The sequence below is a fragment of the Pseudomonas guangdongensis genome (assembly GCF_900105885.1).
Classification (GTDB): Bacteria; Pseudomonadota; Gammaproteobacteria; order Pseudomonadales; family Pseudomonadaceae; genus Geopseudomonas; species Geopseudomonas guangdongensis.
In genome coordinates this window covers 2,681,330-2,692,269 of the sequence record NZ_LT629780.1, presented here as the reverse complement: position 1 = coordinate 2,692,269, position 10,940 = coordinate 2,681,330, and the positions used below count along the sequence as shown (strand labels likewise).

The 10,940-nt window shown below is 71.0% G+C and carries 12 protein-coding genes and 1 riboswitch; of the genes, 5 read left to right on the top strand and 7 right to left on the bottom strand.

Features of this window, described 5'->3' with window-relative positions; translation table 11 throughout:
• Positions 1-55 precede the first annotated feature (55 nt).
• Positions 56-241: riboswitch (cobalamin riboswitch) on the top strand.
• Between the two features lie 120 nt (positions 242-361).
• The 5 genes from cobG to BLU22_RS12625 are packed head-to-tail and all read left to right on the top strand — an operon-like array spanning position 362 to position 5,181.
• On the top strand, positions 362-1,705 hold the full coding sequence (gene cobG, locus BLU22_RS12645) for a precorrin-3B synthase (RefSeq protein ID WP_090215139.1): 1,344 nt from the start codon (positions 362-364) through the stop codon (positions 1,703-1,705).
• A complete protein-coding gene (locus BLU22_RS12640; protein WP_090215136.1) occupies positions 1,702-2,328 on the top strand; it encodes a precorrin-8X methylmutase in 627 nt (208 codons plus the stop codon). The genes cobG and BLU22_RS12640 overlap by 4 nt, the downstream gene beginning before the upstream one ends.
• Positions 2,328-3,071, top strand: a complete 744-nt coding sequence (locus BLU22_RS12635) for a precorrin-2 C(20)-methyltransferase (protein WP_090215135.1) — start codon at positions 2,328-2,330, stop codon at positions 3,069-3,071. Before BLU22_RS12640 ends, BLU22_RS12635 begins: the two co-directional genes overlap by 1 nt.
• Positions 3,071-4,843 carry a precorrin-3B C(17)-methyltransferase gene (cobJ, locus tag BLU22_RS12630; protein WP_090215132.1) on the top strand — a complete coding sequence of 591 codons (1,773 nt, stop codon included), beginning with the start codon at positions 3,071-3,073 and terminating at the stop codon, positions 4,841-4,843. Before BLU22_RS12635 ends, cobJ begins: the two co-directional genes overlap by 1 nt.
• Positions 4,840-5,181, top strand: coding sequence for an FKBP-type peptidyl-prolyl cis-trans isomerase (locus BLU22_RS12625; RefSeq protein WP_090215129.1), 342 nt, complete (start codon positions 4,840-4,842; stop codon positions 5,179-5,181). Before cobJ ends, BLU22_RS12625 begins: the two co-directional genes overlap by 4 nt.
• A 44-nt stretch (positions 5,182-5,225) precedes the next feature.
• Here BLU22_RS12625 and BLU22_RS12620 read toward each other — a convergent pair whose 3' ends face one another.
• The 7 genes from BLU22_RS12620 to BLU22_RS12590 form a co-directional block, all read right to left on the bottom strand.
• Complete coding sequence (locus BLU22_RS12620; RefSeq protein WP_090215127.1) at positions 5,226-5,441, bottom strand: TOBE domain-containing protein; 216 nt, start codon at positions 5,439-5,441, stop codon at positions 5,226-5,228.
• A 43-nt stretch (positions 5,442-5,484) separates the two neighbouring features.
• Positions 5,485-6,282, bottom strand: coding sequence for an aliphatic sulfonates ABC transporter ATP-binding protein (gene ssuB / locus BLU22_RS12615; protein WP_090215121.1), 798 nt, complete (start codon positions 6,280-6,282; stop codon positions 5,485-5,487).
• The gene (gene ssuC / locus BLU22_RS12610) at positions 6,279-7,070 is read right to left on the bottom strand and encodes an aliphatic sulfonate ABC transporter permease SsuC (protein ID WP_090215120.1); all 792 of its coding nucleotides are present in this window, start codon (positions 7,068-7,070) and stop codon (positions 6,279-6,281) included. The genes ssuB and ssuC overlap by 4 nt, the downstream gene beginning before the upstream one ends.
• 58 nt (positions 7,071-7,128) lie before the next feature.
• Positions 7,129-8,277 carry an FMNH2-dependent alkanesulfonate monooxygenase gene (gene ssuD / locus BLU22_RS12605; protein ID WP_090215117.1) on the bottom strand — a complete coding sequence of 383 codons (1,149 nt, stop codon included), beginning with the start codon at positions 8,275-8,277 and terminating at the stop codon, positions 7,129-7,131.
• Between the two features lie 109 nt (positions 8,278-8,386).
• Positions 8,387-9,349, bottom strand: coding sequence for a sulfonate ABC transporter substrate-binding protein (locus BLU22_RS12600; RefSeq protein WP_090215113.1), 963 nt, complete (start codon positions 9,347-9,349; stop codon positions 8,387-8,389).
• Between the two features lie 151 nt (positions 9,350-9,500).
• Complete coding sequence (gene ssuE, locus BLU22_RS12595; RefSeq protein WP_090215109.1) at positions 9,501-10,088, bottom strand: NADPH-dependent FMN reductase; 588 nt, start codon at positions 10,086-10,088, stop codon at positions 9,501-9,503.
• A gap of 99 nt (positions 10,089-10,187) precedes the next feature.
• Positions 10,188-10,826: a peroxiredoxin gene (locus BLU22_RS12590; protein WP_090215107.1), complete on the bottom strand. Its 639-nt coding sequence runs from the start codon at positions 10,824-10,826 to the stop codon at positions 10,188-10,190.
• Between the last annotated feature and the right edge of the window lie 114 nt (positions 10,827-10,940).

The following is a 10,940-nucleotide window of genomic DNA, read 5'->3' as shown; positions in this document are numbered from 1 at the left end:
GCGAATGAATTCGCCCCCGTGGTGGTCTGTGAGGGCAATGGCGGCGAAAGGCGGGCATAATAGCGCGTTCGTCGGTGCCCGTTCAGGGCCGAAGAGGGAACACGGAAGAGCATCGCTCCGACCGTGGCTGCCCCCGCAACTGTCAGCAGCGAGTCCGCGTCACAGGCCACTGGGCAACCGGGAAGGCGACGCCGGGCGACGACCTGCCAGCCAGGAGACCTGCCGGCGAGAGGAGTCGCGAGTGCCAACGTCGGGCGGGGTGTACCGATGCTGCAAGCGCGCCAGCCTGCGGGCCGGCGCGGGGTTTCGCCTGCGGGCGGGATCGCAGGGGTCGCCGCGACGGACAATCCGGTGACCTTTCGTGAAGCATCCTCTTCGCGCGGCTGCGCCGCGCCCTTCCGCCTGTCCGGGCCTGCTGCGCATCGTCGCCGCCCGCGACGGCGGCATCTGCCGCATCAAGCTGCCCGGTGGGCGGCTCACCGCCCGCCAGGCGCGGGCCATCGCCGTTGCCGCCGAGGCGTGTGCCGGCGGCGTGCTGGAAGCCACCAACCGCGCCAACCTGCAGATCCGCGGCGTGCGCGCTGGGTGCGAGGACGCGCTGATCGAGCGCCTGCTGGCCGCCGGCCTGGGCGCCGCCAGCGCCGGCGGCGACGACGTGCGCAACCTGATGCTCAGCCCCGCCGCCGGCCACGATCCCCACACCCTGCTCGACACCCGCCCGCTGGCCGCCGCGCTGCTCGCCCGGCTGGAGCGCGAACCGCGCTGGCATGGGCTGTCGCCCAAGTTCGCCGTGCAGCTCGACGGCGGCGAGGCGCTGGCGATGCTCGACCATCCCCACGACCTGTGGCTGTCGGCCCTGCCGGGCGAGGACGGGCCGCGCTATGCCTTCGGCCTGGCCGGCTGCCCGCCGCAGCGCGCCGGGGACGATCCCGCGCTGGCCTCGATTCCGGCGGCGCAGGCCGGCGAGCTGGTGTTCGCGCTGCTGGCGCTGTTCCTCGACCGCGCCGGCGCCGAGCAGACGCGCATGCGCCACCTGCTGCAGAGCCTGCCGGCGCCTGCCGTCCTTGATGCGCTGCGCGAACGCCAGCCGGCGCTGGCGCTGCGCCGCGACGCCGCGCTGCTCGCCTGGCGCCGCGCGCCGGCCGAACCGCAGCGGCGCTTCGGCGTGCAGGCGCAGCGCGAGGCCGGGCTCTGCCAGGTCGGCGCGCAGACCGCGCTGGGCCGCCTCGACGCCCGCCAGTTGCAGGCGCTGGCGGCGCTGAGCGAGCGACTGGGCACGCCCCGTCTGCATCTGACCCCTTGGCAGGGCGTGCTGCTCCCCGACGTGCCCGCCGCGCGCGGCGCCGAAGCGCAGCGCGCCCTGGCGGAGCTTGGCCTGCTGGTCGACCCGGCCGCGCCGCTGGCCCGGCTGATCGCTTGCAGCGGCTCGCCCGGCTGCGCCCGCGCGCTGGCCGACACCAAGGCCGACGCCCGGCGCCTGGCCGCCTTGCTGCCGCCCGCGGCCGACGCGGCGGTCATCCATCTGAGCGGCTGCCCGCGGCGCTGCGCCGCCGCCCATGGCGCCGCCTTCACCCTGCTGGCCACGGCTCCGGCGCGCTACCAGTTGCTGGCCGGCGGCCACGGCCCGGTGCTGGCCGAACATCTGAACATCGAGCAGGCCGCCGCGCGGCTGGCCGCCCATCCCTCATCCCCGGAGTCTCCATGATCGACTACATCCGCGATGGCCAGGAAATCTATCGCAACTCCTTCGCTATCATCCGCGCCGAGGCCGATCTCGCGGCGATCCCCGCCGATCTAGAAAAGCTCGCCGTGCGCGTGATCCACGCCTGCGGCATGGTCGACGTGGTGCAGGACCTGCGCTTCTCGCCGGGTGCCGGCGCCGCCGGGCGCGCCGCGCTGGCGGCCGGCGCGCCGATCCTCTGCGATGCGCGGATGGTCGCCGAGGGCATCACCCGCGCGCGCCTGCCGGCCAATAACCGGGTGGTCTGCACCCTCAACGATCCCGAAGTGCCGGCGCTGGCCCGCGAGCTGGGCAACACCCGCTCGGCGGTGGCCCTGGAGCACTGGCGCGACCATCTGGAAGGCAGCGTGGTGGTGATCGGCAACGCGCCGACTGCGCTGTTCTACCTGCTGGAAATGCTCGCCGCCGGCGCGCCCAAGCCGGCGCTGATCCTCGGCTTCCCGGTCGGCTTCGTCGGCGCCGCCGAGTCCAAGGACCTGCTCGCCGAAGGCAGCCACGGCGTGCCCTACGTGATCGTCCGCGGCCGGCGCGGCGGCAGCGCCATGGCCGCCGCGGCGGTCAACGCGCTGGCCACGGAGGTGGAATGATGGGCAAGGGACGACTGCTGGGCCTGAGCGTCGGGCCGGGCGATGCCGAGCTGATCACCGTCAAGGCGCTGCGCCTGCTGCGGGAGGCGCCGGTGGTGGCCTATTTCGTCGCCAAGGCCAAGGCCAGCAAGGGGCAGGGCGGCAACGCCTTCGGCGTCATCGAGGAGTACCTGCGCGACGACCAGCTGCGCCTGCCGCTGGTCTACCCGGTGACCACCGAGAAGCTGGCGCCGCCCTTGTCCTACGAGGACGTGATCGCCGACTTCTACGACACCGCCGCCGCGCAGGTCGCCGCGCACCTCGACGCCGGCCGTGACGTGGCGGTGATCTGCGAGGGCGATGCGCTGTTCTACGGCTCCTACATGTACCTGCACGACCGCCTGGCCGAGCGTTACGCCACCGAGGTGGTGCCCGGCGTGTGCTCGATGCTCGGCGCCGCCGCCGCGCTCGGCGCGCCGCTGGTGTATCGCAACCAGAGCCTTTTGGTGCTGTCCGGCGTGCTGTCCGAGGAGGAGCTGACCGCGCGGCTGTCCGGCGTCGAGGCGGCGGTGGTGATGAAGCTCGGCCGCAACTTCGACAAGGTGCGCCGGGTGCTGGAGCGCCTGAATCTGGCCGAGCGCGCCCTGTATATCGAGCGGGCGACCATGGCCGAGCAGCGCAGCCTGCCGCTGGCCGAGGTCGACCCGATGGCATCGCCGTACTTCTCCCTCATCCTGGTTCCCGGCCCGAGGTGGCAAGGCTGATGCACAAGACTCCCGCAATCGTGATCCTCGGCGCCGCCAGCCTGCCCACCGCGCGGCGCATCCAGCGCCGCTACCCGCAGGCGCCGGTCTACGCCCTGCAGGGCCGGGTCGAGGCGGACATCGCCTACGCCGACTTCGGCGCCACCCTGCGCGCGCTGTACCAGAGCGGCACGCCCATCGTCGCGCTGTGCGCCGCCGGCATCGTGATCCGCAGCCTGGCGCCGGTGCTGGCCGACAAGGAGCAGGAGCCGCCGGTGCTGGCGGTGGCCGAGGACGCCAGCGCGGTGGTGCCGCTGCTCGGCGGGCTGGCCGGGGTCAACCATATCGCCCGCGAGATCGCGGCGATCTTCGGCATAGAGGCGGCGATCACCACGTCCGGCGAACTGCGTTTCGGCACCTGCCTGCTCAACCCGCCGGACGGCTACGCGCTGGCCGACGTGGAGGAGGGCAAGCGCTTCGTCGCCGACCTGCTCGGCGGCGAGGGGGTGCGCGTGGAGGGTGCGGCGCCCTGGCTGGCCGCGGCGCGCCTGCCGCTGCGCGAAGACGCCGGGCGGCGCATTCGGGTGAGCTGCGCGCGCGGCGCCAGCGCCGACGAGCTGCTGATCCACCCGCGCGCGCTGGTGGTGGCGGTCGAGGCTGGCGAGGCCGAGCTGGCCGCCAAGGTACGCGCCGCGCTGGCCGCCCACGGCCTGGCCGAAGCGGCGCTGGCCGGCCTGCTGGCGCCAATGGATGCGATGAGCGACGCCGCGCTGGGCAGCGCGGCGCGCGAACTCGGCGTGCCGCTGCGCTTCGCCGAACGCGCGGCGGGCGAAACGCCGGCCGACTGGCTGCGCCGTTTGCTGCCGCTGGAGGAGAGGCTGGCCGGCGACGGCCTGTGCATCGGCCGCGCCGCGCAGCCGGTCGAGATGGCCCGTCTGGGCCGGGCGCGCGGCCGGCTCAGCGTGGTCGGCCTCGGCCCCGGCGCCGCCGAGCTGATGGTGCCGGCGGTGCGCCGCGCGCTGGACGAGGCCGAGGACATCCTCGGCTACGAGACCTACGTGAACATGGCCGGCCCGCTGCGCGCGGAGCAGGTGCGCCACTGCAGCGACAACCGCGAGGAGCTGCAGCGCGCCCGCCATGCCTTCGAGCTGGCGGCCAGCGGGCGCCGCGCGGTGGTGGTGTCCTCCGGCGATCCGGGGGTGTTCGCCATGGCCGCGGCGGTGCTGGAGGCGCTGGAGCAGAGCATTGACCCGCTCTGGCACGCGGTCGAGCTGGAAATCCTCCCCGGCGTGTCCGCCGCGCTGGCCACCGCCGCGCTGTCCGGCGCGCCGCTGGGCCACGACTTCTGCCTGATCTCGCTGTCGGACAACCTCAAGCCGTGGACGGTGATCGAGCAGCGCCTCGAGCACGCCGGCGCCGCCGATCTGGTGATGGCCTTCTACAACCCGATCTCCCGCGCCAGGCCCTGGCAGCTCGGCCGCGCCCTGGAGATCGTCAGGGGCCATCGCGACCCGCAGACCCGCGTGGTGCTCGGCCGCGACGTCGGCCGCCCGGCGCAGGCGCTGCGCAGCCTGACCCTCGGCGAGCTGACCGCCGAGATGGTCGACATGCGCACCCTGGTGATCGTCGGCTCCTCGACCACCCGCAGCTTCCCGCGCGCGGATGGCGGCGACTGGGTGTACACGCCACGCTGGTATCCGCCGGCGGGGCTTGCCCCGCGCGGCGAATCCTGCGAAAAGGCGCGCGGCGACGAGGCAGCGCCGCATCATCCATCGGGAGAATCCGCAACATGAGCAACGAACTGCAGATCGAGGACCTGGTCGTCGGCGACGGCAAGGCCTGCGTCAAGGGCGCACTGATCACCACCCAGTACACCGGCACCCTGGAGGACGGCACCGTGTTCGACTCGTCCTGGCAGCGCGGCAAGCCGTTCCAGTGCGTGATCGGCACCGGCCGGGTGATCAAGGGCTGGGATCAGGGGCTGATGGGCATGCGGGTCGGCGGCAAGCGCCGGCTGTGGGTGCCGGCGCATCTGGCCTATGGCGAGCGGCAGGTCGGCGAGCAGATCAAGCCCCACTCCAACCTGTGCTTCGAGATCGAGCTGCTGGAAGTGCTGACCCGCGACGATTGAGGTCACGCGCCATCCACCATCGGCGGTGGATGGCGCGGCCGGCTTCACAGCTTGGCGATCGACACCTCGGTGGATTTGACGAAGGCGATCACCTCGCTGCCGACGGCCAGCTCCAGCTCCTTGACCGAGCGGGTGGTGATCACCGAAGTGACGATACCGGCGGCGGTCTGCACGTCGATTTCGGAGAGCACGTCGCCCAGGACGATTTCCTTGATGGTGCCCTTGAACTGGTTGCGCACGTTGATGGCTTTGATGGTCATGGTCTTGCTCCTTAGCGGGGTAGGGGTGATGCGGAGTCGGGAGTTACAGGGCCCAGCGCAGTTGCGTGGGCAGCGGGGATACAGGTTCCGGCGGCTCGGCGCCGGCGGGCAGGGCCAGTACCCGTTCGAGCACACGGGCTTCCAGGGCAGCCAGCGCCGCCGAGGCGCGTTGGCGCGGACGGGTCAGCGGGATCGGCAGGTCGAGGCCGATATGGCCGTCCTCGATCAGGATCACCCGGTCGGCCACCGCCACCGCCTCGCTGACGTCGTGGGTGACCAGCAGCACGGTAAAGCCGTGCTGCTGCCACAGGCGCTCGATCAGTTGCTGCATCTCGATGCGGGTCAGCGCGTCCAGCGCGCCGAGTGGCTCGTCGAGCAGCAGCAGGCGCGGGCGGTGGATCAGCGCGCGGGCCAGCGCCACGCGCTGCTTCTGCCCGCCAGACAGCGCCGCCGGCCAGTCGTGGGCGCGCTCGCCAAGGCCGACCGCTGCCAGCGCTTGCAGCGCCTGGCTTTTCCAGTCGCCGGACAGGCCGAGGCCGACGTTGTCGATCACTCGCTTCCACGGCAGCAGGCGCGAATCCTGGAACATCAGGCGGATGTCCTCGCGGGCCGCGGCCAGCGGCGCGTTGCCGGCCTGCAGTTCGCCGGAGCTGGCATGATCCAGGCCGGCCAGCAGGCGCAGCAGGGTGCTCTTGCCGCAACCGCTGCGGCCGACCACCGCGACGAACTGGCCGGCGGGGATGTGCAGGTCGATGCCGTGCAGCACCGTGCGGTCGCCGAAGGCCTTGGCCACGCCGTGCAGGCGCAGCGGGATGCCGCGTTTCAGGTCCTGGGCGCTCATTTGGCACCTCCTTGCTGGTAGGCCGGGTGCCAGCGCAGCCAGGCGCGTTCGAGGCCGCGGGCGGCGACGTCGGCCAGCTTGCCGAGCACGGCGTAGAGCAGGATCGCCAGCACCACCACGTCGGTCTGCAGGAACTCGCGGGCGTTCATCGCCAGATAGCCGATGCCGGCGTTGGCCGAGATGGTCTCGGCGACGATCAGCGTCAGCCACATGAAGCCGAGGGCGAAGCGCACGCCGACCAGGATCGACGGCAGGGCGCCGGGCAGGATCACCTGACGGAACAGGGCGAAGCCGGACAGGCCGTAGCTGCGCGCCATCTCCACCAGCCCGGCGTCGACGCTGCGGATGCCGTGGTAGGTGTTGAGGTAGATGGGGAACAGGGTGCCGAGGGCGACCAGGAATATCTTCGCGCTCTCGTCGATGCCGAACCACAGGATCACCAGCGGGATCAGCGCCAGGTGCGGCACGTTGCGGATCATCTGCACCGAGCTGTCGAGCAGACGCTCGCCCCATTTCGACAGGCCGGTGACGAAGCCGAGCGCCAGGCCCAGGCTGCCGCCGATGACGAAGCCGATGCCGGCGCGCCAGCCGCTGATCGCCAGGTGCTGCCACAGTTCGCCGCTGGTCAGCAGCAGCCAGCCGGCGACGCCCACGGCGCTGGGCGCCGGCAGGATGCGGCTGGACAGCCAGCCGCTGCTGGCGGCCAGTTGCCAGACGCCGAGCAGCAGGACCGGCAGGGCCCAGGGCGCCAGGCGCAGGGCCAGACTTTGGATAGGTGTCGTACTCATCGTTCGTTCACTCTTTTCACGATGGTTCCCACGCTCCGGCGTGGGCACGCTCAGCTCATCAGCCGGCCTTGGCCGCCTTGGGCAGGATGTCGCTGGAGATCATCTCGCCGAACGGGCTGACGTAGCCGCGGCTCTCGGGACGCTGCGGTTGGGCGATATCCAGGTGCGGGAACAGCAGCTCGGCGACCCGGTAGGATTCCTCCAGGTGCGGATAGCCGGAGAACACGAAGGTGTCGATGCCCAGATCGGCGTACTCCTTGACCCGCGCCGCCACGGTCGGGCCGTCGCCGACCAGCGCAGTGCCGGCGCCGCCGCGCACCAGACCGACCCCGGCCCACAGGTTGGGCGCCACTTCCAGCTTGTCCCGGCGGCCGCCGTGCAGGGCGGCCATGCGCTGCTGGCCGACCGAGTCGAAGCGCGCCAGCGAGGCCTGCGCCTTGGCGATGGTGTCGTCGTCGAGGTGGCTGATCAGGCGTTCGGCGGCGGCCCAGGCTTCGGCGTTGGTCTCGCGGACGATCACGTGCAGGCGGATGCCGAACTTCACCGTGCGACCGTGTTTGGCGGCGCGGGCGCGCACGTCGGCGATCTTCTCCGCCACTGCCTGCGGCGGCTCGCCCCAGGTCAGGTACAGCTCGACCTGCTCGGCGGCCAGCTCGTGGGCCGCCTCGGAAGAGCCGCCGAAGTACAGCGGCGGGCGCGGCTGCTGGATAGGCGGGTAGAGCAGCTTGGCGCCCTTGACCTGGATGTGCTTGCCGTCGAGGTCGACGGTCTCGCCTTCCAGCACCTTGCGCCAGACCCGGGTGAACTCCACGGCCGCCTCGTAGCGCTCGGCGTGGCTGAGGTTGAGGCCGTCGGCGGCCAGCTCGTCCGGATCGCCGCCGGTGACCAGGTTGAACAGCGCGCGACCATTGGACAGGCGGTCGAGAGTCGCCGCCTGACGCGCCGCCACGGTCGGCGAGATGATCCCCGGGCGCAGGGCGACGAGGAATTTCAGACGCTGGGTGGCCGGGATCAGCGAGGCGGCGACCAGCCAGGAGTCCTCGCAGGAGCGCCCAGTGGGGATCAGCACGCCGCCGAAGCCGAGGCGGTCGGCGGCCTGGGCGATCTGGGTCAGGTAGCCGTGGTCGACGGCGCGGGCGCCCTCGGCGGTGCCCAGGTAGTGGCCGTCGCCGTGGGTGGGGAGAAACCAGAAGATGTTCAGACTCATCGCGGTATTCCTGAAAGATTGCTGAAAAGCGGGCGCGCGTGGGCCTGGCTCATGCGCGCGATGATTCGGCAAGTGGAACGGGCCGCCCCGCAGGGCGCCCGCGAGCGGTTTACTGCTGTGCGACCTTGGCCGGCGGCGTCCAGACCACGTCCTTGATGCTCAGGCGCTTGGGGATCAGCTTGAGGTCGGCAAAGGTGTCGGCGATCTTCTGCTGGGCGTCCACCACCGCCGGGGTCAGCGGCTGGGCGCCGTAGCCCTGGCGAGCTACGGCCTTGTGGGTGATGTCGGCCGGCAGGCCGATCAGCGGGGCGACCTGGGCGGTGACCCTGGCCGGATCGGCCTTGGCCTCCTCGCCGACGGTGCGGATCTCCTCGATCAGCGCGCCGACCACCTGCGGGTGCTGCTGGGCGTAGCTGCCGCTGGCCAGGTAGAACTGGTGGTTGTCGACCAGCCCGCTGCCGTCGCGCAGGGTGCGCGCCGACAGCTGCTGCTCGGCGGCGGCCTGGAAGGGGTCCCAGATCACCCAGGCATCGACGCTGCCGCGCTCGAAGGCGGCGCGGGCGTCGGCCGGCGGCAGGTACACCGGGGTGATGTCCTTGATCGACAGGCCGGCGTCCTCCAGGGCGCGCACCAGCAGGTAGTGCACGTTGGAGCCCTTGTTCAGGGCGACCTTCTTGCCCTTCAGCTCGGCGACGGACTTGATCGGCGAATCCTTGGGCACCAGGATCGCCTCGCCGGTGGGCGCCGGCGGCTCGTAGGCGACGTAGCGCAGATCGGCGCCGGCGGCTTGGGCGAACACCGGCGGGGTCTCGCCGGTCACGCCGAAGTCGACCGAGCCGACATTGAGGCCTTCCAGCAGCTGCGGGCCGCCGGGGAACTCGGTCCACTGCACCTTGACGCCCTGGGCGGCGAGGCGCTGCTCCAGGGAGCCCTTGGCCTTGAGCAGGACCAGGGTGCCGTACTTCTGGTAGCCGATACGCAGGGTATGCGCCTCGTCGGCGGCGAGGGCGGCGGAAGAGATCGCGGCGGCCAGCAGGGCGACCAGTCCGCGACGCAGGTAAGTAGTGCGCATGGCGCTCTCCTTGATATGCAAGTCGTTGGTGGTGGATGCCTGCCGGTCCGTTGACGGACGGGTGAGGACTTTCGCGCGCCTCGCCCGCGACGGGGAGGCTGGAAACGGGTGGACTGCGCGGGAACGCTCGCCCGAAGGGGAAATCGGTGGTTCAGATGCTCCAGCGGGCGCCGAGCAATTGCCGTTCGAGCTGCCCCGGCTGCAGGTGCTGCGGGCGGCGCGCCAGTGCCTGGTAGAACTGTTCCAGGGCGCCTTCAAGACGCTGCTCCAGTTCCGGCGCCAGCCACAGGCCGTCGTCCTGATAGCGGGTCTGCGCATCGTCGGCGAACACGCCCTGCAGCACTTCCTCGGCCTTCAGCGCGGCGAGCACCGGCTTCAGTGCGTAGTCCAGCGCCAAGAGGTGCGCCGGGCTGCCGGCGGTGGCCAGCGGCAGCACCACCTGGCGGGCGAGGGCGCGCTCGGGCAGCAGGTCGAGCAGGGTCTTCAGCGCGCCGGAATAGGCGGCCTTGTACACCGGCGTGGCGACCAGCAGGCCATCGGCTTCGCGTACACGCTCGGCCAGTTCGATGACCTGCGGGCTGTCGAAGCGCCCGTGGAGCAGATCCTCAGCGGCGAAGTCGCGCACGCCGAAGCCGACCACCTCGACGCCGCGCGCGCTCAACCAGCGCCGCGACCAGTCGAGCAGGCCGCCGGAGCGCGACTGCTGCGAGGGACTGCCGGAAAGAGATACGACCCGCATCGCTGTTTCCTTCTCGTGTGAATAAAAAAGGGGCCTGTTCTGCCTGGCAGGCCCCGAACCCCATGCGTGGCTTGAGGGTTGAAACCTTGGTATCGCAGCTCAGCGGTTCGGCTGCGGGGTCAGGCGCAGGTAGGGCTTCACCGCGCGGTAGCCTTTGGGGAAGCGCTGCTTGAGTTCTTCCTCGTCCTTGAGCGAGGGTACGATCACCACCTCGTCGCCGTCCTGCCAGTTGGCCGGGGTGGCGACCTTGTGGCTGTCGGTCAGCTGCAGCGAATCGATCACCCGCAGGATCTCGTGGAAGTTGCGCCCGGTGCTGGCCGGGTAGGTGATGATCAGCCGCACCTTCTTGGCCGGGTCGATGATGAACAGCGAGCGCACGGTCAGGGTGTCGCTGGCGTTGGGGTGGATCAGGTCGTAGAGGTCGGACACCTTGCGGTCGGCGTCGGCGAGGATCGGGAAGTTGACCCGGGTGTCCTGGGTTTCCTCGATGTCCCCGATCCACTTCAGGTGCGAGTCCACCGGGTCGACCGACAGGGCGATGGCCTTGACGCCGCGCTGGGCGAACTGGTCCTTGAGCTTGGCGGTGAAGCCCAGCTCGGTGGTGCACACCGGGGTGAAGTCGGCCGGGTGGGAGAACAGGATGCCCCAGCTGTCGCCGAGCCACTCGTGGAAACGGATGCGGCCGAGGCTGGAGTCCTGTTCGAAATCGGGGGCGATGTCGCCGAGGCGGATGCTCATGGTGGTGCTCCTCAGAAGGGGTGATGTCCTTGGGTGGAGCCACTATGCACAGGATTTCAAAGAGTCAAAAAGAATGAATTTTGATTTATTAATTTCTTTTTGGAATATAAGGGC